The organism is Armatimonadota bacterium (assembly GCA_031432545.1).
Lineage (GTDB): Bacteria > Sysuimicrobiota > Sysuimicrobiia > Sysuimicrobiales > Sysuimicrobiaceae > Caldifonticola > Caldifonticola tengchongensis.
Window position 1 is genome coordinate 50790 of record JAVKGX010000003.1, and the last position, 24133, is coordinate 74922.

The 24133-nt window shown below is 68.8% G+C and carries 27 protein-coding genes and 1 other annotated feature; of the genes, 26 read left to right on the forward strand and 1 reads right to left on the reverse strand.

From position 1 onward, the window contains the following. Positions 1 to 55: 55 nt before the first annotated feature. Positions 56 to 1885: an arginine--tRNA ligase gene (locus QN163_04845; protein ID MDR5683338.1), complete on the reverse strand. Its 1830-nt coding sequence runs from the start codon at positions 1883 to 1885 to the stop codon at positions 56 to 58. A gap of 78 nt (positions 1886 to 1963) precedes the next feature. Here QN163_04845 and QN163_04850 point away from each other — a divergent pair, with 78 nt between their 5' ends. From QN163_04850 to ilvN, 26 genes are all read left to right on the forward strand, one after another. Then, positions 1964 to 2314 (forward strand): hypothetical protein, encoded by a 351-nt coding sequence (locus QN163_04850; GenBank protein MDR5683339.1) that lies wholly within the window; start codon positions 1964 to 1966, stop codon positions 2312 to 2314. 64 nt (positions 2315 to 2378) lie between these two features. Continuing rightward, entirely contained in the window at positions 2379 to 3635 is a 1257-nt protein-coding gene (locus QN163_04855) for a BsuPI-related putative proteinase inhibitor (protein ID MDR5683340.1), read from the forward strand. A gap of 3 nt (positions 3636 to 3638) precedes the next feature. Then, on the forward strand, positions 3639 to 4316 hold the full coding sequence (fsa, locus tag QN163_04860; protein ID MDR5683341.1) for a fructose-6-phosphate aldolase: 678 nt from the start codon (positions 3639 to 3641) through the stop codon (positions 4314 to 4316). A gap of 67 nt (positions 4317 to 4383) precedes the next feature. Beyond that, positions 4384 to 5691 (forward strand): transcription termination factor Rho, encoded by a 1308-nt coding sequence (gene rho / locus QN163_04865; GenBank protein ID MDR5683342.1) that lies wholly within the window; start codon positions 4384 to 4386, stop codon positions 5689 to 5691. 269 nt (positions 5692 to 5960) lie between these two features. Next, positions 5961 to 6968 (forward strand): peptidoglycan DD-metalloendopeptidase family protein, encoded by a 1008-nt coding sequence (locus QN163_04870; GenBank protein ID MDR5683343.1) that lies wholly within the window; start codon positions 5961 to 5963, stop codon positions 6966 to 6968. Between the two features lie 73 nt (positions 6969 to 7041). After that, positions 7042 to 7257, forward strand: coding sequence for a 50S ribosomal protein L31 (gene rpmE, locus QN163_04875; GenBank protein ID MDR5683344.1), 216 nt, complete (start codon positions 7042 to 7044; stop codon positions 7255 to 7257). Between the two features lie 203 nt (positions 7258 to 7460). Continuing rightward, positions 7461 to 8360 (forward strand): DUF1385 domain-containing protein, encoded by a 900-nt coding sequence (locus QN163_04880; protein MDR5683345.1) that lies wholly within the window; start codon positions 7461 to 7463, stop codon positions 8358 to 8360. A 31-nt stretch (positions 8361 to 8391) separates the two neighbouring features. Then, entirely contained in the window at positions 8392 to 9474 is a 1083-nt protein-coding gene (prfA, locus tag QN163_04885) for a peptide chain release factor 1 (GenBank protein ID MDR5683346.1), read from the forward strand. Beyond that, positions 9471 to 10454 (forward strand): peptide chain release factor N(5)-glutamine methyltransferase, encoded by a 984-nt coding sequence (gene prmC / locus QN163_04890; GenBank protein ID MDR5683347.1) that lies wholly within the window; start codon positions 9471 to 9473, stop codon positions 10452 to 10454. The genes prfA and prmC overlap by 4 nt, the downstream gene beginning before the upstream one ends. Positions 10455 to 10585: 131 nt before the next feature. After that, positions 10586 to 11035 carry a hypothetical protein gene (locus QN163_04895; GenBank protein MDR5683348.1) on the forward strand — a complete coding sequence of 150 codons (450 nt, stop codon included), beginning with the start codon at positions 10586 to 10588 and terminating at the stop codon, positions 11033 to 11035. A gap of 99 nt (positions 11036 to 11134) precedes the next feature. Beyond that, complete coding sequence (locus QN163_04900) at positions 11135 to 11749, forward strand: L-threonylcarbamoyladenylate synthase (protein MDR5683349.1); 615 nt, start codon at positions 11135 to 11137, stop codon at positions 11747 to 11749. Between the two features lie 36 nt (positions 11750 to 11785). Continuing rightward, positions 11786 to 12265 (forward strand): ribose 5-phosphate isomerase B, encoded by a 480-nt coding sequence (gene rpiB, locus QN163_04905; GenBank protein ID MDR5683350.1) that lies wholly within the window; start codon positions 11786 to 11788, stop codon positions 12263 to 12265. Further along, on the forward strand, positions 12228 to 13532 hold the full coding sequence (glyA, locus tag QN163_04910) for a serine hydroxymethyltransferase (protein ID MDR5683351.1): 1305 nt from the start codon (positions 12228 to 12230) through the stop codon (positions 13530 to 13532). The genes rpiB and glyA overlap by 38 nt, the downstream gene beginning before the upstream one ends. 19 nt (positions 13533 to 13551) lie before the next feature. Continuing rightward, positions 13552 to 14181 carry a uracil phosphoribosyltransferase gene (gene upp / locus QN163_04915; protein MDR5683352.1) on the forward strand — a complete coding sequence of 210 codons (630 nt, stop codon included), beginning with the start codon at positions 13552 to 13554 and terminating at the stop codon, positions 14179 to 14181. Further along, positions 14178 to 14630 carry a cytidine/deoxycytidylate deaminase family protein gene (locus QN163_04920; GenBank protein ID MDR5683353.1) on the forward strand — a complete coding sequence of 151 codons (453 nt, stop codon included), beginning with the start codon at positions 14178 to 14180 and terminating at the stop codon, positions 14628 to 14630. The genes upp and QN163_04920 overlap by 4 nt, the downstream gene beginning before the upstream one ends. A 143-nt stretch (positions 14631 to 14773) precedes the next feature. Continuing rightward, positions 14774 to 15445, forward strand: a complete 672-nt coding sequence (locus tag QN163_04925) for a response regulator transcription factor (GenBank protein MDR5683354.1) — start codon at positions 14774 to 14776, stop codon at positions 15443 to 15445. Positions 15446 to 15451: 6 nt separating this feature from the next. Beyond that, positions 15452 to 16795: an ATP-binding protein gene (locus QN163_04930; protein ID MDR5683355.1), complete on the forward strand. Its 1344-nt coding sequence runs from the start codon at positions 15452 to 15454 to the stop codon at positions 16793 to 16795. A 67-nt stretch (positions 16796 to 16862) separates the two neighbouring features. Continuing rightward, entirely contained in the window at positions 16863 to 17198 is a 336-nt protein-coding gene (locus QN163_04935) for a carboxymuconolactone decarboxylase family protein (protein MDR5683356.1), read from the forward strand. A gap of 178 nt (positions 17199 to 17376) precedes the next feature. After that, complete coding sequence (locus QN163_04940; GenBank protein ID MDR5683357.1) at positions 17377 to 17760, forward strand: hypothetical protein; 384 nt, start codon at positions 17377 to 17379, stop codon at positions 17758 to 17760. A 64-nt stretch (positions 17761 to 17824) separates the two neighbouring features. Beyond that, positions 17825 to 18439, forward strand: a complete 615-nt coding sequence (locus QN163_04945) for an SCO family protein (GenBank protein ID MDR5683358.1) — start codon at positions 17825 to 17827, stop codon at positions 18437 to 18439. Positions 18440 to 18477: 38 nt separating this feature from the next. Next, positions 18478 to 18930, forward strand: a complete 453-nt coding sequence (locus QN163_04950; protein MDR5683359.1) for a copper chaperone PCu(A)C — start codon at positions 18478 to 18480, stop codon at positions 18928 to 18930. Positions 18931 to 19050: 120 nt separating this feature from the next. Next, complete coding sequence (locus QN163_04955) at positions 19051 to 19839, forward strand: vitamin K epoxide reductase family protein (GenBank protein MDR5683360.1); 789 nt, start codon at positions 19051 to 19053, stop codon at positions 19837 to 19839. Positions 19840 to 19901: 62 nt separating this feature from the next. Next, positions 19902 to 20309: a cytochrome c gene (locus tag QN163_04960; protein MDR5683361.1), complete on the forward strand. Its 408-nt coding sequence runs from the start codon at positions 19902 to 19904 to the stop codon at positions 20307 to 20309. A gap of 80 nt (positions 20310 to 20389) precedes the next feature. Continuing rightward, on the forward strand, positions 20390 to 21316 hold the full coding sequence (locus QN163_04965) for a LysR family transcriptional regulator (protein MDR5683362.1): 927 nt from the start codon (positions 20390 to 20392) through the stop codon (positions 21314 to 21316). Positions 21317 to 21632: 316 nt separating this feature from the next. Continuing rightward, positions 21633 to 21849, forward strand: a binding site (T-box leader). 48 nt (positions 21850 to 21897) lie between these two features. Continuing rightward, positions 21898 to 23598, forward strand: a complete 1701-nt coding sequence (ilvB, locus tag QN163_04970; GenBank protein MDR5683363.1) for a biosynthetic-type acetolactate synthase large subunit — start codon at positions 21898 to 21900, stop codon at positions 23596 to 23598. Beyond that, complete coding sequence (gene ilvN, locus QN163_04975; protein ID MDR5683364.1) at positions 23591 to 24112, forward strand: acetolactate synthase small subunit; 522 nt, start codon at positions 23591 to 23593, stop codon at positions 24110 to 24112. The genes ilvB and ilvN overlap by 8 nt, the downstream gene beginning before the upstream one ends. The last annotated feature ends 21 nt before the right edge of the window (positions 24113 to 24133 follow it).

A 24133-nucleotide genomic window follows, 5' to 3' on the forward strand; every position in this document is an offset into this window, starting at 1 on the left:
CAGCGGTCCTCTTTGGTATTCGACGGAGCGCGGTGGCTTCCCGCCGGGCCGGTGGCTACATCATCTCCGGTGCAGGGACTCCGAGCAGGTCCAGTCCGGTGCGCAGGACGTCGCGCACCTGACGGGTGAGAGCGAGGCGCGCGCCGCGCAACCCGGGCGGCGCGTGGATCACCGAGGTGGCCGAGCTCCCGTCGGGGTTGCGGGCGTTGTAGTAGGCGTTCCAGGCGGCGCTGAGGTCGAGCAGATACTGGGCGAGGATGTGCGGCGTGCGTTCTGCGGCCGACGAGAGCACCGCTTCGGGGAACCCCAGCAACGCCTTCGCCAGCCCGACTTCGTACGACGTCACGAGGTCGTAGTCGGGGGCTTCTGTCGACAGCCCCGCGTCGGCGGCCTTTCGGAGGATCGAGTCGGCGCGGGCATGCGCGTACTGCACGTACGGCCCGGAGTCACCGTCGAACGACAGCGCCTGCTCCCAACGGAAGTCGATCTGCCGTCGTGGCTCCGTCTTGACCATCGCAAACCGCAGCGCACCGATGCCGACTGTCTCGGCCACGCCGTCGGGGTCGGGATGGTCAGGGTTTTTCTCGGCAACCACGGTTCGAGCCCGTCGGACCGCCTCCGCGACGAGGTCGTCGACCGAGATCGTATGCCCCCGTCGACCGGAGATGCGCCTGCCCTCCAGCGTCACCGTCTCGTAGGCGAGGTGGTGGGCGCGCTGGGCCAGATCGGGACGGCCGGCCACCGCGAGCGCGGTGCGGACGACGAGCTGCGGATAGCTCTGGGTCACGTCGATGACGTTGATCGTCTCGTCGCAGCCGCCGAACGGCATGTCCGGCTTGCCCTCGGGCACCGTCGTGTACAGCGGCCTTCCCGACGGCTGCGTGTCGAACCGCGCGTAGGCCAAGCCTCCCAGCAACCCCATCTTCCAAAACTGGAACGCGATGTCCTTGGCCGGATACGTTGCGGTCCCGTCGGACCTCAGCAGTACGAGGTAGGGGTCTTCCAGCCCTGCCACGAACGGGGAGGTGTCCATCACCAGCGCGCCGGCGTACTTGCCCTCGGTGGGCCGGAAGACGTGCGGGTTGCGTTCCAGCAGGGCGATCGCCTGGTGCAGGAGCCCGCTGCGGACGATGTCGGACTCCCACACGAGCAGGTCGTACTCGGCGCCCAGGCGCCATATCGTCTGCAGTTGCGCCCGGAGGATCCGCTCGACCTCCCCGCGCAGTTCACCCGACTCCAGACGGTGGATCGTCTGGCGGATCCCCGGTTCCAGCTCGGCGAGGCGTGCTGCGTCCTCCATGTCGCGGTGCAACCGGACGTAGGCTTCGCCCACCCAGTGGTCGTACTTGCGGGTCCCGTCGTGGCGCAGTCCGTAGTGGCGGACGGCGAACAGCGACTCGGCGACCTGCCGACCGGTGTCGTCGATATAGTTCGTGACCTCGACGCGGTGGCCGGCGTAGGCCAGGATGCGGGCGATCGCGTCACCCAGCGCCACGTTGCGCAGGTGGCCCACATGCAGCTCCTTGTTAGGGTTGACCGAGGAGTGCTCGACCATGACCTTGCCGGGCCGGTGCGGGAATGGCTCCAGCGGTCGCGCTGCGGCTTGCGTGAGGTGGCCGGGTTCGAACGTGAAGTTCAGGTAGCCCCCGGCGGCCTCGACGCGGCGCACGCCGTGCGGGGGCTCGATCGCGGAGGCGAGTTCGGCCGCGATCTGTGCCGGTGGTCGGCGCAGCATCCTGGCGAGGGTGAAAGCGACCGGCGTGCCGTAGTCTCCGGGTCGCTCGGGGGGTGTGGGCTGGAGTCGGATCTCGACGGACGCATCCGCGCCGATCGCCGCGACCGCACGCCGGATCGCTTGTCGGAGGTCGGCCTGCACGTCGTGCATACCCAGGATCGTAGCAGACGGGACGGCCGCGCCGTACCGAGACAGTGCCCGCCGGGGTGGGGATGTTATAATGCGACCGTGGCGATGGCCCGCGAGTTTTTGGACAAGGTCGTCCGGTCGGTCAAGGAGGGGGCGACCTCGGTGGCGCGCGAGTCGGAGAGGCTCGCGCGCATGGCGCGCGTGCGGCTGGAGATCGGAAACCTGCAGGCCAAGCTGAACAGCCACTATGAAGAGATCGGCCGTCTGGTGCACGCGCGGTTCCGGTCTGGGTCGCTCGCCGATCCCGATCTCGCCGGGCTGTGCGCGCAGGCCGAGGACGTCGACCGGCAGATCCAGCGCCTTGAGCACGAACTCGGAGAGCTCCGGGCTTCGGAGGGCAAGCCCGAGGCGCAGGCTGCCGACGCTGCAACCGAGTCGCGCGAGGACTGACCGCTCGCGGCCCGCTCGATCCCCCAGTCGCGACGTTTCGAAACCCAGGAGGACCGTGGAAGCGATGAAGCGTCTTGCCGTTCGCACGCTAGTAGCCCTGCTGGTCACCGCGCTCGCGGGAGCAGCGGTGGCTGCACAGATCTACACCGACGTCGCCGGCCGGCCTGAGCAGCGGATGCTCGAGAAACTGGCGGCCCGGGGTGTCTTCGAGATCCCCCAGGACCGACGGTTCCGCCCTGACGACAAGATCAACCGGCTGGACTTCGTCCTGGCGCTGGGCCGTGCGGTGGGCCTGCGGGAAGGTGGAGGCACGCTGCCGGAGTACCGGGACCTGAACGAGATCCCCGCGGCGGCCCGCGGGATGCTGGCGGCGCTCGTCCATTCCGGGACGGTGAACCAGACCACCGCGGTGCGGCGCACGCAGGAGATCGAGGTCATCATGGAGACCGACAAGGGTACCTATGGCCCGGGAGAGAACATCCGCCTGCGGCTGTGGGTGCGCAACACGTCGGGCCGGGCGGTCGAGCTGGAGTTTCCGACCTCGCAGCAGTTCGACTTCATCATCCGCAACCAGGCCGGCGCGGAGGTCGCCCGCTGGTCGCTGGGCCAGCAGTTCACGACGCAGGGGTTGCGGCTGACGGTGCAGCCCAACCAGCGGGTCCTAGTGGGCGAGACAGCGGGGTGGCGGCAGCTGGATCAGAACGACCGGCCCGTCCCACCCGGACGCTACGAGATCATCGGCGTGGTGACCTCCCGGCCCCAGCTCGCGCCGGTGACGATCTTCTACACGAAGGGGTTCGTTTCTGCATTTCCGGACAACACCTTCCGTCCGCGCGCCGACATCTCGCGCGCTGAGGTCGCCGAGTACGCGATCCGGGCTTCGGGGCTGGAGCAGGAGGCGATGGCCAAGCGCGGCAGCACCATCCAGGCCGCCGACGCCGCCGACGTGAAGGCCGAGCACCGGGGCTACGTGGCTTTGGGGATCGAGCGCAGGATGCTGGCGCTGGCCAACAACCGGGTGCGGCCCAACGAGCCGGCCACGCGCCTGGACGCCGCGGTCGCCCTCGACGTCGTGATGGAGGTGCTGGGCCGCTACAACTTCATCAAGGGACGGCTGCGCGCCATCCAGCCCGGCAACCCGGCCATCCTGTCGATCTCCGAGGGGGCCACCATCCGCAACTTTCGACTCTCGCCGGTCCTCGCCGTCTATCGCAACGACCGGCCGGCGCAGCTGGGCGACTTGAAACCGAACGACGAATTGGCGATGCTGGTGCAGGGAGACGTCGGGGACGTGACGTATATCGAGGCGAAGGGTCCGTAGGCGATGAAGTTCTTCCTGGACACCGCCAACGTCGAACAGGTCCGCACGGCGGCCTCGTGGGGCATCCTGGACGGTGTGACGACCAACCCCACGCTCGTCGCCCGGGAAGGGCGGGAGCACAGGGCTTTGATCCAGGAGATCGCGCGCTACGTGCGGGGGCCGATCAGCGTGGAAACCACGAGCCTCGACGCCGAGGGCATGGTCCGGGAGGCAGAGGAGTTCGTGGGCTGGGTGGACAACGTGGTGGTCAAGGTCCCCATGACCCCGGAGGGGTTGCGGGCGGTCGTGGCGCTGCGTGACCGCAACATCCGCACCAATGTGACCCTGGTGTTCACGCCGATGCAGGCGTTGCTGGCGGCCAAGGCGGGTGCGTACTTCGTGAGCCCGTTCGTGGGCCGCCTGGACGACATCGGCCACGTCGGCATGGACGTCGTGCGCGACGCGGTCGAGATCCTCCAGTCGTACGGTTACGACACGCAGGTGCTGGCCGCCAGCCTGCGCAGTCCCCTGCACGTGCTGGAGGCAGCCCGAGCCGGCGCCGACATCGCGACGATGCCGTTCGCCACGCTGGAGTCGCTGTTCCGACACCCCCTGACTGACCAGGGGATCGAGCGGTTCTTGGCGGATTGGCGCAGACTGCAGGCGGAGCTGGAAGACCGCCGCGCGAAGGTCGGCAGCTAACCTCCGACGGAGTTTCGCCGCAGGCGATCCCGAACACTCGCATCGAGAAGGACACCGACCGGGCGGGATGGCTCCGCGCCGGGTCGCCGCCTACGGAGGTGGGGTCAACTTGGCACTGGCAGAGCTGGAAGCCAAGAACCTGAGTGAACTGCAGGAGATGGCGAAGGAGCTCAACATCGCCAACTTCCGGCGGTACCGCAAACAGGAACTGGTGATGCGCATCCTCCAGGCGCAGACCGAGCAGTCGGGGCTGATGTTCCGCTCCGGCATCCTCGAGATCATGTCGGAGGGCTACGGCTTCCTGCGCGCTGCCGGATACCTGCCCGGCTCGGAGGACATCTACGTCTCACCGTCGCAGATCAAGCGGTTCGGGCTGCGCGTGGGGGATGAGGTGTTGGGCCAGGTACGGCCGCCCAAGGACAACGAGAAGTACTACGCGCTGCTGCGTGTCGAGGCGGTGAACGGCCTCGATCCCGAGCAGGCCCGAAACCGCCCCAACTTCGAGAGCCTCACCCCGGTTTTCCCCTACGAGCGGTTCAAGCTGGAATCCAACGGCGACCTGACCACGCGGATCGTCGATCTGTTCGCCCCCATCGGCAAGGGGCAGCGGGCGATGATCGTCTCCCCGCCCAAGGCTGGCAAAACGACCTTCCTCAAGAAGATCGGCCAGGCGATCGTCCAGAACCACCCTGAGGTCTACCTGATGGTGCTCCTGCTGGACGAGCGGCCGGAGGAGGTCACGGACATGCGCCGCTCGGTCGAGGCGGAGGTGATCGCGAGCACCTTCGACCGGCCGCCCGAAGAGCACGTGCAGGTCGCCGACCTGGTGCTGGAGCGCGCCAAGCGCATCGTCGAGGGCAAGCGCGACGTGGTCGTTCTCCTCGACAGCCTGACACGGTTTGCGCGCGCCAACAACCTGGTGATCCCGCCATCTGGACGTACGCTGTCGGGTGGATTGGACCCCGCGGCGCTGCACCGCCCCAAGCGCTTCTTCGGGGCGGCGCGGAAGATCGAAGAAGGCGGCAGCCTGACGATCGTCGCTACCGCCCTGATCGACACCGGCAGCCGCATGGACGACATGGTGTACGAGGAGTTCAAGGGTACGGGCAACATGGAAGTGCACCTGAACCGGCGGCTGCAGGAGCGGCGCACGTTCCCGGCGATCGACCTCAAGATGTCCGGCACTCGGCGCGACGACCTGCTGCTGACCGAAGAAGAGCTGCGCAAGGTTTGGGTGCTGCGGAAGTCCCTGGAGCAGCTGGACACGGTCGCGATGACCGAGCTGATCCTCGACCGCATGCGCAAGACCCCCAACAACTCCGCGTTCTTGCGCTCGATCGTCAAGTCCTCCGAGGAAGATGTGCGCGTCGGCTGACGGCTCCCGCCGGCGCGGCGTCCGCAGCGGCCATCGGGTGTGCCTGCCCCCCCCGAGTCGACATCGCCATGGCCATCCCCATAGACGGGCTCCGACCAGCGAAGCGGGCGACGATACGTTCGGGTCTATGCGCAGTTGACGACTCCGGTTAGAATCAGGCTTGGTTCGTCTCGGTCTGTCGCCCACTGACACCGAACTCCGAGACAATCTGGATCGCTCCGGGGAGGGAATGGCAGGTGCCCATATCCCCTGCTCGTGCGGCTGCGTGTTTGTTGCTCGGCAGTGCGGTCTTTCTCCCCGGCCCGACGATCAGCGAAGGCAGCCCCCAGCCCTCATCCCCGTCCGTCGGCCAGCCGCGTCCGTTCCTCCCTATACCCGATCCCGCGCAGGCGATCCCCCAGATCCCGATGGACATCGGGCTGCGCAAGCCCATGGCCCCGCAGAAGGCAAAGACACCGTCGGCCCCCCAGCGCAAGCAGAGCGCGTCGCACACCTCCCCGCGGCCAGCCGCGGCGCAGACGACGGCCTACACCGTGTCGGAGGGGGATACCCTGTGGGATCTGGCGCGGCGGTTCGGCACCACCGTCGAGGCCATCGCATCCGCGAGCGGCGTCTCTGAAAGCCAGTTCCTACGACCCGGGCAGCGGCTGCAGATCCCGGTGGGCGGCCGAACAGCGGCCGGCGCCGCCGCGACTGCCCCGTCCACCTACACCGTGCGCAGCGGAGACACGCTGTGGGCGATCGCCCTGAAGACCGGTGTGGACGTCGATTCGCTCGCGCGCACCAACAACATCCAGGGCGACATGCTGCGCGTCGGACAGAGGCTCGTGATCCCCGCGCCCGGGGCTGCCGCCGGCCCTCGTCGCTCGACGGCCGGCGCGCAGAGGGAGATTGCTGCCCGACGCGCCCAGGCATCCTGGTTGTGGCCGGCACGGGGCGTGCTGACCTCGCGGTTCGGCATGCGGTGGCGCCGCCACCACGACGGCATCGACATCGCCGCCCCCTACGGCACCCCGATCTACGCCGCGCGCGACGGCCGCGTGATCCGGGCCGCTTGGTTCGGCGGGTACGGCCGGCTCGTCGTCCTGGACCACGGGGACGGGATGCAGACGTGGTACGCGCACGCCTCGCGCATCCTCGTGCGGGTCGGAGAGCACGTCCGCCGCGGCCAGCAGATCGCCACGGTGGGATGCACCGGCGCCTGCTCCGGCTCCCACCTCCACTTCGAGGTGCGCATTGAGGGCAACCCGGTCGACCCGCTGCGGTATCTGCGGTAGGGGCGGACGCCGGTGCGCGGCGTGCTATAATGCGCTGGATCGCCCGGCGGCTGCCGGTGTGGGAGGTGCGGTGATGAAGCAGGGGATCCATCCCGAATACCACGAGGCGGTCGTCGTGTGCGCGTGCGGCGAGACGTTTGTGACCGGCAGCACCAAGAAGATGATCCGGGTGGAGGTCTGCTCGAAGTGCCACCCGCTGTACACCGGGCAGCGGCGCCTGGTTGACACCGAAGGGCGCGTTCAGAAGTTCATGAAGAAGTACGGCCTGGAGCCCGCCAAGACCGCCTAGCCCAGCGATCCTCCCCGCGGTCCGTGTCCGGAGGAGGGGACGCAGCTCCTCCCCGGTGACCTCGGCGCCTGCTGCATCCTCTCGCGCGGCTACTTTGCGTGTGCCGTCATGGGATCGAGCACCTCGAGCAGCGCGAAACGATGGGATTCGGCGTCGCGGGTGCGGATCGTCGTCACGCCGTCCAGTGGTACGATGGATTTGCAATGGAACGACGTGTACCTCAGATGATGATCGGCGGTCAGGCCGTGCTCGAGGGCGTGATGATGCGCGGTCCGAACTGGGTGACCACCGCGGTGCGGCGCCCGGACGGGGAGGTCGTGCGCGAAGTGCAGCAGCGGCCCAGCCTGCTCGTGCAGAAGCGGTGGGCCCGCCTGCCGGTGCTGCGGGGGATGGTCGTGCTGTACGAGGCGCTGTCCATCGGCGTCCACTCGCTGATCTATTCCGCGAACCAGGCGGCCACCCAAGCCGAGGGGCGCGAGCTGTCGGCCAGGGAGGTGGCGCTAAGCCTCGGGATCGGCCTGACCATCGCGGTGGGCTTGTTCTTCGTCCTGCCGACGGTCCTGGTGCGCTGGCTGGACCACCGGCTGCCGGGCACCCTCGCGTTCAACGTGACCGAGGGCGCGATCCGGATCGCGATCGTGGTCGGGTACGTCGGCATCGTCGGGCTGCTGCCGGACCTGCGCCGCGTGTACATGTACCACGGTGCCGAGCACAAAGCCGTCAACGCCTGGGAGCGGGGGGTCTCACTGGCCGTGCCCGAAGTCCAGAAGCAGAGCCGGTTCCACCCTCGGTGCGGGACGTCGTTCATCCTGATCGTGATGGTGGTCGCCGTGCTCGTGTTCTCCGTCCTGGGGAAGCCGCCCCTGGGATGGCGCATCGTCTCCCGGATCCTCCTCATCCCCCTGATCGCCGGCCTGTCCTACGAGGTGATCCGCGCCGGCGCGCGCTACCGGTGGTTCCGGCCGCTGGTGGTCCCGGGGCTTTGGCTGCAGCGCCTGACGACGCGCGAACCCGACGACGCGCAGGTCGAGGTGGCGATCCAGGCGCTGCGGGAAGTGGTGGACCGCGAAGACGAGCGGATGATCGAGCGCACGGTGGCGTGAGGCCCTCGGTGCGCGGCGTGGGAGATCCAAGATGCTGGCAGAGCAGCTGAACGGAATCGAGCAGCGGTACGCGGAGCTCAACGCGCTGTTGGGGGATCCCGCGGTGTTGGCGGACCCGGCCCGCTACCGTGCACTGGCGAAGGAACACGCCACGCTGGGGCAGTTGGTCGCACTCGTGCAGGAGCTGCGGCGGGTGAACCGGGAACGCGCCGACGCCGAGACGATGCTGGCCGACGGCGACGGAGAACTGCGCCAGCTGGCCGCGCAGGAGATCGCGCGGCTGGACGCGCGGCGTCGGGCCCTGCAGGCCGAGCTCGAGCAGCGGCTGGCGCCCCGCCATCCCCACGACGACCGCGACATCATCGTCGAGATCCGTGCGGGCGCCGGAGGCGAGGAGGCGGCGCTGTTCGCCGCCGATCTGCTCCGGATGTACACGCGGTACGCGGAGCGCCGCGGCTGGAAGACGGATGTCTTGGACCTGCAGCCGTCGGACCTCGGCGGCGTGCGGTCCGCGACGGTGGCGATCGCCGGAGAGGGCGCCTACAGCCGCATGAAGTACGAAAGCGGCGTCCACCGCGTGCAGCGGGTGCCGGCGACGGAAGCCGCGGGGCGGATCCACACCTCCACGGCGACCGTGGCGGTGCTCCCTGAGGCCGAAGAGGTCGACGTGGAGATCAAGCCCGACGAACTCGAGATCTCGACGTTCCGCGCCGGGGGTGCAGGGGGGCAGAACGTCAACAAGGTCGAGACGGCCGTGCGCGTCAAGCACCTGCCGACCGGGACGGTCGTCACGTGCCAGGACGAGAGGTCGCAGCACCAGAACCGCGAGAAGGCGATGCGCATCCTGCGGGCCCACCTGCTGGAGTTGCGCGAGCGCGAGCAGCAGGCGCAGATCGCCGCGGCGCGCCGCCAGCAGGTCGGCACGGGCGAGCGCAGCGAGAAGATCCGCACCTACAACTTCCCGCAAAACCGCGTCACCGACCACCGGATCGGTTTGACCCTCCACCGGCTGGAGTCGGTGATGGACGGAGACCTCGACGAGGTCCTCGACGCGCTCGCCGCGGCGGATCGGGCCGCCCGACTGGGACAGCCGGCGGCGAGCGGCGGAACATGACGGGCCGGCGACCTCAACCTCCGATCGGTGCGCGGGCCGTCCCCTCGGACCCACCAACCGGCAAGGACATCCGGCCGGTTTCTTTCCGCGAAGCCTACCTGTTCGGCCGCGAGCATCTGGCGGCGGCGGGCGTGGAGTCCGCGCCGATCGAAGCCGAGGTGCTTTTGCGGCACGCGGCGAGGCTGGACCGCGCCGGCCTGTACGTCCGCTGGACGCAGCCGGTCTCCGAGGCGGTCTGGCGGCGGTATGTCGATCTGCTCGAGGGCCGGGCGGCCGGTCGCCCCACGGCGTACCTGGTCGGGGAGCGGGAGTTCTGCGGCCTCGGGTTCGCCGTCGACGAGCGGGTCCTCATTCCTCGCCCGGAGACCGAGTTGCTGGTGGATGTGGCCCTGGAGGCGATCCGCGGGATCGCCGCACCGGTGGTGGTCGACGTGGGGACCGGCAGCGGCGCGGTGGCGGTGGTGTTGGCTGTGCGGCGCCCGGACCTGCGGGCCTACGCCACCGACGTCTCGCGGGCGGCCCTCGAGGTGGCCTCTGGCAACGCCCGACGGCACGGAGTCGCCAGCAGGGTGACGCTGCTGGCAGGCCACGCCCTCGTGCCGGTCATCGAGCGCGGCGTGCGCGCGCATGCGGTCCTCGCCAACCCGCCCTATGTTCCGCGGCACGCACGCGACGAACTTCCGGCGGAGATCCGGGATCACGAGCCTCCGGTTGCCCTGCTCTCTGAGGGTCCGCGCGGCACCGAGATCCACGAACGCATCGCCTTCCAGGCGCCGCGCGTTCTGCTCCCCGGCGGGACGCTGGCGATGGAGGTGGCAGCAAAGTGGCATCAGGCCCAGGCGGTGGCGGAGCTGTTTGAGGGGCTCGGATTCGAACACGTCCGGATCCTGCGGGATCTCGCCGGGCTGGAGCGCGTGGTCGTGGGGACGTGGGCTATCGGGCGGCCCACCTCAGATCGATCACCTACGCCGACCCCGTGATCGCGCGGCGCCGCTGCCCACAACTGTGAGAAGATTCCCGCTTGGGAGTCCAAACATACGATCGGTTGTATCGGATCCCGACGTGAAGTACCATCAACACGACTCAGCAGGGGGGAATGGAGGTGAGGACGGTGAGGGTATCGCGGATCGTCGGCTTGATGCTCACGCTCGTCGTGGCTGCGTCCTTCCCCTTTGCGGTCTGGGGGCAGGAGAACGGCGAGGAACTCATCGTGGCCCGCATCAAGGCGGTCTACGGGGAGGACTTCGAGGACCTGGATGGGCTGATCGAGACGATGCGGGACGCCGGTTACGGCTGGGGCGAGGTGATCATGGCCCTGCATCTGGCGAAGCTCTCCGGGAAGAGTGTGGAAGAGATCATGGAGATGCGTGCCAGCGGTATGGGGTGGGGCGAGATCGCCATGGAGCTCGGCGTCCATCCGTCCCAGCTCGGTCTGGCGGTCGCCTACGTCATGTCCGAGGGCAAGTCTCCGCAGAATGCCGGCAAGCCCGAGACGACGCCAGGTGGCCCGCCCTCCGGCACTCCCGGCGGTCCGCCGTCCGGGGTACCCGGCAAGCCGTAACAGCAGACGGCAGGATTCGTGTACGGAGGCCCGCGCGCTCGCGCGGGCCTCCGCCTTTGAGGGCTATAATGGAAACGCATGCCTCCCCTAACTTCTGCGGTGTCCGTCCTGCGTGTGACCCCCGATGCCCCCGCTCCACGGCGCGCCGTGGAGTTGCTCCGCACCGGCGGGGTGATCGTCTTCCCGACCGACACGGTCTACGGGCTGGGTTGTGACGCCACGGACGCTGCCGCGGTGCGGCGCGTGTTCGCGATCAAAGGACGCACCCCAGACCAGCCGGTACCCATCCTGCTCGCCGATCCAGACGACGCCGAGGGTCTTGCGTTCATCACGCCCGCTGCCCGCCTACTCATGGACCGCTTCTGGCCGGGCCCGCTAACGATCGTGCTGCGCGCCCGTGACAGGTTGCCCGACATCGTCACGGCGGGCACCGGAAACGTAGGCTTGCGCGTTCCCGACCACGCGGTCCCACGCTCCCTCGCGCGCGAGCTGGGGCGGCCTCTGGTGGGCACGAGTGCCAACGTGCACGGCCAGCCTCCGGCCACCTCCGTCGTCCAGGTCCTCTCGCAGCTGGATGGGCGGCCAGACCTGATTCTCGACGGCGGGCGCTGCAGGTCGGCGGCCTCGACCGTGGTGGACTGCACCGCGCAGACGCCCCGCGTCCTGCGCCCCGGGCCGATCTCGGAGGCGGAGGTCCTGGCCGCGGCCGGGTGAAGGTTCGGTCCGAGGGCGAGGCGAAGTGAGCTGACGATGCGGATCGCCCTTGCCAGCGACCACGCCGGCTACGCTCTGAAGGAGGACCTCAAACGGATGCTGCGCGACCTCGGACACGAGGTGCGGGACTTCGGTACGCACGGGGAGGATCCCGTCGACTACCCCGACTTCGTCGTGCCGGTGGCCGAGGGGGTGGCGGCGGGCACATTCGACCGTGCGATCGTGATCGGCGGCACCGGAAACGGGGAGGCGATCGCAGCCAACAAGGTCCCCGGCGTGCGGTGCGCGGTGTGCTGGGAGAGCTACACGGCACGCATGGCGCGGGCGCACAACGACGCCAACGTGCTGTCATTGGGTGCGCGCGCGATCGGCGTCGAGGTGGCCAGGGATGTCGTTCGGGCGTGGCTGACGGCGGACTACGAGGGAGGCCGCCACGACGCCCGTCTCGCGAAGATCCGGGCCGTGGAGGAGAAGTATGCTGCGCCATCTGATTCGCGAAGATCCGGAGATCGCTGAGGCCATCCTGCGCGACATCGAACGTCAGCGGATGCGCGTGAACCTGATCGCGTCCGAGAACTACGCCAGCCGGGCGGTCCTCGAAGCGCAGGGCAGCGTGCTGACGAACAAGTATGCCGAGGGCTATCCGGGGCGCCGCTACTATGGCGGGTGCGAGTACGTGGACGTCGCGGAGAGCCTGGCCATCGAACGCGCCAAGGCACTGTTCGGCGCCGAGCACGCCAACGTGCAGCCACACTCGGGATCGCAGGCGAACATGGCGGCGTACTTCGCCGTCCTCAAACCCGGGGACCGCATCATGGCGCTGAACCTGGCCCACGGGGGCCACCTCACGCACGGCAGCCCGGTCAACTTTTCCGGGCAGCTGTTCGAGGTGGTGCCCTACGGCGTCGACGAAAAGACCGAGGTGATCGACTACGACAACCTGGCGCGCCTGGCCCGGGAGCACCGTCCGAAGATGATCGTGGCCGGCGCGACGGCGTACCCACGTCACTTCGACTTCCCCCGCCTGCGCGAGATCGCCGACGAGGTCGGTGCCTACCTGATGGTGGACATGGCCCACTTCGCCGGCCTGGTGGCGGGGAAGGTGCATCCCGACCCCGTACCCTACGCGCACCTGGTGACTTCTACGACCCACAAGACGCTGCGGGGGCCCAGGGCGGGGATGGTTCTGTGCAAGGCGGAGTTCGCCAAGGCCGTGGACCGAACCGTGTTTCCGTTCGGCCAGGGGGGTCCGCTGATGCACGTGATCGCGGCCAAGGCGGTGTGCTTCCGGGAAGCCGCCACCCCAGCCTTTCGCGAGTACGCCGCCCAGATCGTCCGCAACGCCCAGGCGCTCGCGGAGGAACTGTTGCGGGGCGGGTTCCACGTGACCTCCGGGGGTACGGACACGCACCTGATGCTCGTCGACCTCCGTTCCGTGGGGTTGACGGGAAAGGTGGCGGAGGAGGCGCTGGGTCGGGCCCATATCGTCGTGAACAAGAACATGGTGCCCTTCGACCCGCAAAAGCCCACGGTGACGAGCGGGATCCGCGTGGGGACGCCCGCGGTGACGACCCGCGGCATGCGCGAAGTGCAGATGCGTCAGATCGGACGGTGGATCACACAGGTCCTGAGTGCGCCGGACGACGAAGTGGTGCAGTCCCGCGTGCGGGCAGAGGTGCACGAGTTGTGCGCCCAGTTTCCGATCTACGCCGAGTCCGACGTGCCGGCGTTGGAAGCTGTCGGCGGTTCCGACACGCGGCCCGCCCCGACCCCAAGCCCCTGACTGCCACCGGAGGCCCGCCTTGTCCAAGGTCTATGTCGTGGACCACCCGCTCATCCAGCACAAGGTTCGGATCCTGCGTGATCGGCACACCAATCACAAGGAGTTCCGCGAGCTCGTCGAAGAACTGGCGATGCTGCTCGCCTTCGAAGCCACGAGGGACCTGCGTACCCGTGACGCAAAGGTCGAGACGCCCCTGGCGGTGACGCGCGGCAAGACCATCTCCGGGTACGAACTAGCCGTTGTGCCGATCCTGCGCGCCGGGCTGGGCATGGAGCCCGGCATCACCAAGCTCATGCCCACCGCACGGGTGGGACACGTGGGCATCTGGCGCGACCCCGAGACGCTTGAGCCGGTGACGTACTACGTGAAGCTTCCGCCGGACATCGCACAGCGGGAGGTCATGGTGCTGGACCCCATGCTGGCCACGGGCGGGTCTGCCGCGGAGTGCGTGCGGCTCATCAAGGAGCGCGGGGCGACCCGGTTCAAGCTCATGTGCCTGATCGCCGCCCCGGAGGGGGTCGAGCGCGTCCACCGCGACCACCCCGACGTGGTGATCTACACCGCCGCGATCGACGAGTACCTCAACGACCACGGCTACATCGTGCCCGGGCTGGGCGACGCGGGCGACCGCCTGTTCGGCACCCGGTGACCCGCCCTACCTGGGACGAGTACTTCATGAGCATGGCGGCACTCGCCGCCAGCCGGTCGACGTGCCTGCGGCGCCGGGTCGGGGCGGTGGTGGTCAAGGACCGCATGGTGCTGTCGACCGGGTACAACGACACGCCGCGCGGGCGTCCGAACTGCGGGGAAGGGGGATGTCCGCGCTGTGCCGGGGAGGCACCGCCGGGGACTGGGCACGACACCTGCCTGTGCATCCACGCGGAACAGAACGCCATCCTCCAGGCTGCGTATCACGGGGTGAGCATCGCCGGCGGCGCGCTGTACTGTACCCACCAGCCGTGTCTGGTGTGCGCGAAGATGATCGTCAACGCCGGTCTGGTGCGCGTCGTCTACGGGGGCGACTATCCCGATCCGGCCGCCGCACAACTGTTGCAGGACGCGGGCGTGGACCTGGTGCGCCACGGTGACGGCCGATGACCCGCACCCCAGTCCTCCTGCCGAAGGGAGCGAGCGCTGGGAGTTGTCCCGCCCCGGCGCCTGGGGGAAGATGGGAACCGGGCGGCGGAACCTCGCACATACGGACGTCAGCCGCTGCCGCAAGCCGAGCGAGGGTCGAAACGATGGCCGAACGCATTCTCGTCGTCGACGATGAGCGACCGATCGCCGAGGCGGTCCGCTTCGCCCTCGAGCGCGAAGGTTATCAGGCGGTGGAAGCGCACGACGGGGCCACCGCGCTGGACCTTGCCCGGACCCGGGCGTTCGACCTGATCGTCCTCGACGTCATGCTTCCGGAACTCAGCGGGTTCGAGGTGTGCCGCATCCTGCGGCAGGAAAGCGACCTGCCGATCCTGCTCCTGACGGCCAAGGGCGACGAATCCGACCGCGTCGTCGGGCTGGACATCGGTGCGGATGACTACATCGTGAAGCCGTTCTCCATGCGCGAGCTGGTAGCGCGGGTGCGGGCCGCCCTCCGGCGTCGCACCCCGGTCCGCGCCGCGCCTCTGACCGTGGGTGATCTCGTCCTCGACGCCGCGCGCCACGAGGTGCGCCGCGGGGAGTCCACCCTGCCCCTTGCGCCGAAGGAGTACGATCTGCTGGCGGTCCTGATGCAAAACGCCGGCATCGTGATGAGCCGCGGCCGGCTCCTGCAGAAGGTCTGGGGCTACGACTACACCGGCGACGAGCGCACCGTCGACGTGCACGTCTCCTGGCTGCGCCGCAAGCTGCGCGAAGCCGGCTCAAGCGTCCGCCTGGACACCGTGCGCGGCGTGGGCTACCGCCTCGAACCGTAGGGATCCATGACGCCGCGACTGCTCGTGGGCATCGGCCTGGGCATCGCTGCCATCGGCCTGGCGCTGCCGGCGCTGCGTACGGGTGCACCGTGGGGCGTCGCGGCGCTCTTGGTCGCCGCCGGGGCGCTGCTGGTCGCCGCCGCCGCGTGGATGACCCGAGTGCTCCATGCCGTGGACCGGGCGAAACGCGGTCTGCAGGCGTTGGGCCTCGGTCAGCCGGCCGAGTACCCCGTCGGGGACCTGGATCGTCAGCCCGCGGGTCTGGTGGCCGAGCTGGAGGCCGAGGTCCGGCGCATGGAGGGTGCAGTGCGGGCGGCGCAGCACGAGCGGGACCGCGTGCGCGCCGTGCTCGACGCGATGGGCGACGGCGTCCTGGTCTTCGACGCGCGACGTCGCCTGGTGCTGGCGAATCGGACGGCCAGGAGCCTGCTTGATCTCGGGGACCGCGAGCCGGCCGGCAGCACGGCGATGGCCCTGTTCCGCCACCACGGCGTCGATGCGCTGATGGATGCGGTCCAGCGGCAGCGCGAGACCGTCGAGGTCGAGTGGGAGACCCCGCCGTCAGGCCGGCGGGTCTTTCGGGTCAAAGCGGATCCGGTGCCCGGCGGAGGCGTGGTGCTCGCGGTCCGCGACGTCACGGAGGCGCGCCGGGCCGACGCCGTCCGTCGCGACTTCGTGGCGAATGTCTCACACGAACTGCGCACACCGCTTGCGTCGGTGCGCGCGATGGCCGAAGCGCTCCAGCAGGGAGGGCTCGACGACCCCGCCTTCGCCCGTCGTTTTCTCGATCGGATGGTCGGCGAGATCGAACGGCTGACACGGCTGGTCAACGACCTTCTCGACCTGTCCACCCTGGAATCGGGGACAGTCAGGCTCCGACCGCAGAGGCTGTGGGCCGCAGACGTCCTGCACGACGTCGCCCAGCGGTTCTCCGACGCGGCGGCGCGGCGCGGGATCTCCGTCCGGGTGCACGCCGCCCACGACCTGACGGTGACCGCGGATCGCGATCGGCTCGAGCAGGCACTCGCAAACCTCGTCGATAACGCGGTGAAGTTCGCGGGCGGCACGGTGGAGCTGCGCGCGGAGGCCGGCGACGGCCGGATTTGCTTCGTGGTGGAAGACGACGGACCGGGGATTCCACCCGAGCACCTGCCCCGGGTCTTCGAGCGGTTCTACCGGGCCGACGCCGCGCGGGCACGAGCGGACGGGGGCGCGGGCCTGGGGCTGGCGATCGTCAAGCACGTCGTCTCGGCTTCGGGTGGCCGCGTGGACGCCGCCAACCGGCCGGAGGGGGGCGCACGGTTCGTGATCTCGCTGCCGCAGGAGTTGGGCTCTGCTGACGACAGATGAGGGTTCACTGCGTACGCGCGGTTGCCGGGATCCCTCGGTTCAGACGGAGCACGTGGAGGTGATGCGCATGGCACACGAGCTTTACCCCCAGCCCAGCCGCGAGCTGGCCGCCAGGCGCCGGGAGCTGGCGCCCCAGACGCTGGAGGCCTTCCGCCACTTCTCCCAGCAGGTGTTCGCGGACGGGGCGCTGCCGGCCAAGACCAAGCAGCTCATCGCCGTGGCCGTGGCCCACGTGACCCAGTGTCCGTACTGCATCCGCAGCCACACCCGGGCGGCGCGCCAGCACGGCGCCACGGCCGAAGAGATCATGGAGGCGGTCTGGGTGGCGGCCGAGATGCGGGCGGGGGCGGCCTACGCCCATTCGCTGCTGGCCTTGGACTCGCTGCATGAGCAGGACGTGTGACGGCTGCCCGAAGGCTCACGCGGTCGTACCGGGACATCGGCACGAGTCTGCGCCTCGCTTCGACTCCCGTCCCTCCACATCCCAGCCTCGGCCGGTCGGCCGGCGAGGAGAGGCGAGGCCATCCGCTCCGTGCCGGATTGCGAGCTGGACAGTCCTCCCGGTATTTTGGAAGTTGCCAATGGGCGGGCGGTTCGCAGTCGTGCTCGGAGCTGTGCTCCTTTTGGGTCCGCTTGTGGATCCCCACGCCCACGACCCGTACCACACCCACTGGTATCTCGCTGACGTCTCCCGGGTCCCCGGCCGCCATCTGTCAGTCGGGCACGTCGTGGGGCTCCGTGCTTCGCTTCGGCACCCCGCTGCGCACGCCACGGACGTGGTGTGGATCCGCGGAGCCGACCTTTTGAACCCCCTGGTGCTCCACGCCGCCGCGTTCCTGTCCGCGGTTGCCGTGAAGTTCCTCCTCTTCCGGCCCGAGCCGACTCTCCGAGCTCCGACCGAGTACGGCCTCGTACGGGCCCTTGCAGATCCGGAGCCGGAGGTTCCCCCTCCCCGCACCGGCTGACGCCAGAGTCGGCAGACTCACCCATGGATCCCGGCGTGGCGGCGCGCCGGAGGGGAGGGTTGGGATGGCCGGTAGGTCATTCGGAGTCCTTACTGCTGTTACCGTGGCGGTGGCGTGGGCGGCCGGATGCTCCCGCGTAGAGCCCCTTCGGGGCCAGCTGGTGGACCCGCCGCGCCCCCTGCCCGACCTGGTGGCGCTCGACCAACGCGGCCGGGTGTTCCGCCTGGCGGATCAGCGCGGCAAGGTCATTCTGTTGTTCTTCGGCTACACGACCTGTCCGGACGTCTGCCCCGCCACGCTCGGCCTGTGGAAGCGGGCCCGAGAACGCCTGGGCCAGGATGCTGAGCGCGTGCGCTTCGTGTTCGTCACCGTGGATCCGGAGCGCGACACAGCGGCCAAGGTGCAGGAATACCTGGAGCTCTTCAGTTCGGACTTCGTGGGCCTCGTGGGTTCCGAGGCTGAGCTGCGGGCGTTCTCCGAAGCGTTCGGGGCTGCCTACGAAAAGGTGCCGCAGCCGGACAGCGCGACGGGCTACCTGGTGGCGCATACCGCTTCGGTCCCTGTGGTGGACACCCGGGGAAGGTGGAGGCTGCGGTTCAACCCCCAGACGTCCATCGACGACTACGTGCACGACGTGCGGATCCTGGTGCGGGAAGGTGCCAAAGGCCGCGGGATCTGACCGGGCCACGGAGCCGTTTTACGGGAGGTGTGCGGAACATGCGCAAGCTCCTTACCCTCGCAACCGTGCTCGTTCTGGTGGTGGCCTCGGGTTGGCCTGCAGCAGGACGAGGTTCACTGGAGGTCAGGCGCCCGTGGGCTCGGCCCGGCAACCGGGGGGCCAACAGCGCCATCTACCTGGAAATCCACAACTCCGGCGGCCAGCCGGATCGGCTCGTGTCCGCCGCCACGGACGTGGCTCGCGCGGTGGAGCTGCATAACACCGTCATGGACCGGGGGATGCACCGCATGGTACGGGTCCAGTCGATTGCCGTGCCGGCCAATGGGGAGGTCGTCCTCCGCCCGGGCGGCTTTCACGTGATGCTCATCGGGCTCACACGCCGGCTGCACGTCGGAGATCGTTTTTCGCTGACCCTGCGCTTCCAGCGTACCGGCCGACTGACCGTCAGCGTGGAGGTGCGCGAGCAAGCCGGGGGAGGTCGAACGCACTGACGAGCCGAGCACCGTCTTGCGGGCAGAAGACCGGTTCCCCATGATTCTTCGATCCGATCGGCCCGGAACCGTCACCGTCGGGGTGACGGCCCGGGAGCGTCCGGCGGGGGCACGCGGGGCATGAAGTCGCGTACCTGCCGCCCCATCTGGCCCGTGGCGCTGCTGTCCGTGGCGGGCCTCGTGGTGAGCGGCTACCTGTGGTATGGGACCGGCGGGGCGGAACTTCGGCTTTGCCCCGCCGGGAGTGGCTGCCAAGTGGTGCAGGGCAGCCGGTACGCGTACCTCCTGGGCGTGCCGCTCCCCGTGTACGGGCTCGCGTACTACGGCACGCTTCTGGTCGCTTCATGCTGGAGCGTCGGGGCCGTGCGCCCGTGGCGGGTGGTGCTGTCCGTCTCTGCAGCGGGCTCTGCCGCATTCCTCGTCTTTTTGGGTGTCCAACGCTTCGTGCTGCACGCGTTCTGCTCTCTGTGTGTAGCCTCTGCCTTGATTTCCTTCGTTCTGCTCGGTCTGAGTTGGGCCTACGCCCGTACGCCGGTGCGCTGGCCTACGCTGGCGGTGCCCGCGCTGGCGGCGCTGATTTTCGTGGTGGGGGGCTACGCGGTCTCAGAGCGAAAGGTGGCGGCCAGCGCGTACGCGGAGGGACTCGCCAAGCACCTCGCCGCCTCCGGTGCGAAGTTCTACGGGGCGTACTGGTGTCCCCACTGTACGGAGCAGAAGCGGATGTTCGGGGACGCAGCCCGCTACCTCCCGTATGTGGAGTGCGACGGTCGCGCCCCAGAGGGAAGGCCTGAAGAGTGCAGGCAGGCCGGGGTACAGGCATTCCCCACGTGGGTGATCGGCGGGCAAGCGTACGAAGGCACGATTCCCTTAGAAGAACTCGCGAGGCTGTCAGGGTATCGGTTGCCGTGAGCAGACGCCGTCACGGGGGCGCCGTACGTGTCGGAAGACGCGTGACGCAAAGCGACGAGGTTATGGGCTACAGGCTTCTCAGGAACCGCGTCTTCTTGGTGTGCGTCGGTGTGCTCGTCCTTGCGACCATAGCCCTGACCTCTTACCGGGCGGTGAGGCCCTCGAAGTTCCCCCAACGCAATCCCATTCCTTCGACGACGCAGTCGGTTGAGGTGGGGCATCGCCTGTACCGCGCTTACTGTGCGGTCTGTCACGGCCCCGAAGGCTACGGAGACGGTCCGGCGGCGGCCAGCTTGGTGCCCAGACCCTCAGACCTGCGCCGCGCGGCCGACATGGATGATTCGGTTCTGTTCGCCCGGATCACCGAGGGCCTGCCGGGCACCGCCATGCCTGCGTTCCGCGATGTCCTGACCGAGGAGGAGCGCTGGCACGTGGTGAACTTCCTACGAACCTTGGGAAGCCTGCCGTGAGACCTCCGCGGGCCAGATAGCAGACCCAGCGGCCCCCGAGGATGTCCGCGGCCTTGGCGTGACGCCGTCTGGGTGGGACCGTGGAGTTGCATCAACTGGAAGCATTCGTGGCGGTTGCCACCTTTCGGAGCTTCCACCGCGCGGCGGAGGCGCTGTTCCTCTCCCAGCCCGCCGTGACCGCCCGGATCCAGTCCCTGGAGCGTGCCCTCGGCAAGCGGCTGTTCGAGCGCGACGGACGCACCGTGCGGCTCACGGACGCGGGAGAAGCCTTGCTGCCGTACGCGGAGCGGATCATCCAAGCCGTCGTGGAAGGCCAGCACGCGGTGCAGGAGACTTCCGGTCCGTCCGCGGGGCCCTTGACGTTGGCGGCCGTGCCCTCCCTGTGCACCTACTTGCTGCCCGAGGCTCTCAAGCAGTTCCGGCAAGAGTGCGAGGACTGCAAGGTGCTGATTCGCACCGGCCATTCCCGGGACATCTTGGAGATGGTGCTCAGCGAGGAGGCCGAGATCGGGTTGGCGCGCTCCTTGAACCATCCCCAGGTGGAGACCAGCCACTTGGCCCGCGACCCGTTCGTGCTGGTGGTCTACCCTCGCCACCCTGCCGCGAAGGCGGGCCGGGTGACTTTGCCCGAGGTGGCCGGTGAGCCTCTCATCTTCTACGACAGAGGGTCCAGCGACTGGACGCTGCTCAACGCCGCCTTCCGCCGGCAGGGCTTGATCCCCAACGTGGTCCTCGAGTTGGACACCATCGAGGCAACCAAGAAGATGGTCGAGCGAGGTGTCGGTATCTCCTTGCTGCCGAAGATCGCGGTTCGCCGGGAAGTGGCGGAGGGGAGTCTGGTCCCGGTACGTCTGCTCGGGGCGGGGATGCCCCAGCGGTTCGTGGACCTCATCTACCTCCGCGGACGCGGGCTCAACGAGTGGGCCAAGCGGTTCGTGCACACACTGCGAGCGACATTGCGCGGACACCAAGGTGTGGTCGGCCGGAAAGATCGGTCGGCCCGCTAGACTCCGACGGGCGATGCCTGCTGTTTCGCAGGGCGCGGAGTCGGACGCCCGGTGTATGGTGGTGCCTACCCTGAATGTCGGTCGCCTGCAGCCAAAACGCCGGCAGTCGTGGTCCTCTAATAAGGAACGTGAATCGGTGTTGCGTTGACACGCACCCGGCTCGCTGGTACAAGTAAACGCACACCGAAAGGCTCGGTCGCACGGAAAGGGGGCTCTGACCACGGGCCGTCCTACCGTGTCCGACACCGGACCGCCAGGTCCGGGACAGCGCCCCGCCACCCGATCGGGGCTCTTCGGGTGTGCGTCTTTCAGCTGAACTCAAGCGAGGAAGGGAAGCAGTAGGCGCCAGCAGCTCTCGCAGAGAACCGGAGCCGGTGCGATCCGGTAGAGCGAAGCGCTGAACCTCGTCCCCGAGCTTGCCGGGCGAAAGGTCGAGTAGTCCGGCACGCGGCCAGCGTAAACGCCCAACGAGGTCCAAGTTCTCCTGGGGCTTGGAACTAAGGTGGTACCGCGGGAGCCAACCCGTCCTTAGGTTGGCTCCCGTTGTTTTCCGGAGCTTGCCAAACGAAGGGAGGGTGACGATGCGGACCAGCACGGTGGAGGCGCGCGAGGCCACCCGCACCGTTTCAGGGGCCCGGGCGGTGGTGCGGGTGCTTGAGGAAGCCGGGGCGGAGTGGATCTTCGGACATCCCGGTGGCGCGTCCCTCCCCCTGTACGACGCTCTGTACGACGCGCCCAAGCTCCGCCACGTCTTGTGTCGGCACGAGCAGGTCGCTGCGCACGCGGCCACCGGCTACGCGCGGGCTTCCGGCCGGTTCGGGGTGTGCACCGCCACTTCAGGCCCCGGCGCTACCAACCTGGTGACGGGCCTGGCCGACGCCATGATGGATTCCGCGGCGGTGCTGGCTATCACGGGCCAGGTGGTCCGCGCCAACATCGGCACCGACGCCTTTCAGGAGGCGGACGTCACTTCCATCACCACCCCCATCACGAAGCACAACGCGTTGGTGATCGAGCCCCACGGCCTCGTGCGGACCCTGCGAGAAGCCATCTACCTGTGTCAGTCCGGTCGTCCCGGACCGGTCTTGGTGGACGTGCCCCGGGACGTCTTCCAGACCCAGATCCCCGCGGACCTGCTCGACGAACCCTTCGAGCCGCGGAGGCGTCCGGTCACGAAGGGGAACGCCACTCGGATCGCCCAGGCTGCCGACGCCATCTCCCGAAGTCGGAGGCCGGTCCTGTACGTAGGCGGCGGTGCCCAGGACGCCAGCGTCCCACTTGGGCGGCTGGCCCGGCGCTGCCGCATCCCCGTCATGGTCACCCTCATGGGGAAAGGCGCTTTCGACGAAACCGATCCCCTGTGCCTGGGCATGCTGGGGATGCACGGGACCGCATACGCCAACTACGCCATCAACGCCGCGGACTTGGTGATCGCGGTGGGCGCGCGCTTCGACGACCGTGTGACGGGTCGGCTGAAGGACTTCTGCCCCCACGCGCGGTTCATCCACATCGATATCGACCCGTCCGAGATCGGCAAGAACAAACCCGCGCACGTGCCGATCGTGGGCGATGCCCGGGAGGTCTTGGAGGCCCTGGAACCCCTTGCCCGGCCCCCCGAAACCGAGGCCTGGTGGAGACAGATCGAGGAGTGGCGGACGCGTCACCCCCTCCGGTGGAAGCCCGGACCCCTGCTGAAGCCCCAGGAGGCCATCGAGGCCATCTACCGGGTGACCCGAGGGGAGGCGGTGGTGGTCACGGACGTGGGTCAGCATCAGATGTGGGCGGCCCAGTACTACAAGTGCCGAAGGCCGCGCACCTTCATCTCCTCCGCCGGGCTGGGCGCCATGGGGTTCGGGTTTCCTGCCGCCATGGGAGCTCAGTTCGCCCGCCCCGACACCCTCGTGGTGGCCATCGTGGGCGACGGGGGATTTCAGATGACCCTGCAGGACCTCATCACCGCAGTGGAGTGGAAGCTGCCCTTGAAGGTCTACGTGGTCAACAACACTTCTTTGGGGATGGTGCGGCAGTGGCAGGAGCTGTTCTACCAGGAGCGCTACTGCGCGGTGCACCTGCGCAACCCAGATTTCGCCCGGGTCGCGGAGGCGTTCGGGGCGGTAGGGATCCGGGTGGAGCGGTCGGATGAGCTGGAGCCGGCCCTCCTGCGGTCCCTGGAGGTCACGGACCGGCCCGTGGTGGTGGACCTAGTCGTGGACCCGGAGGAAAACTGCTACCCCATGATCCCCTCCGGCCAGTCCGTGAAGGAAATGATCCTCGGTGACTGACGCGGTACCGATCCCCCAGGTGCGCTCCGAGCGCCGGGTGCTTGCCGTGCTGGTGGACAACGTGCCCGGGGTCCTGCTGCGCGTCGTTGCGTTGTTCCGGAGGCGGGGACTCAACATCCACAGCCTGGCGGTGTCGGTCACCGAGGACCCTGCGGTGTCCCGTATCACCATGACCGTGGAGTGTCCGGCAATCCTGGCGGAGTCCGTGGTCAAGCAGGTCCGCCGAGTGATGGAGGTCCGTCGGGTGCGGGACGTCACCGATGCGCCCCGCACGGAGCGGGAGCTGGCGTTGGTAAAGGTGAACGCGCCCGCAGGCGTGCGGTCGGAGATCCTGGAGGCAGCCCAGGTGTTCCGTGCTCGCCCCATCGACCTGACGGAGAAGACCGTGACCCTGGAGGTTACCGGCAGCCCGGAGAAGATCGACGCCTTCTTGAACCTCGTGGCGCGTCACGGGGTGCGGGAGGTGGCCCGTACCGGATCCGTCGCGCTCATCCGAGGTTCGGCCACGACGTAGATTACGACAGCCGAGGTGCGG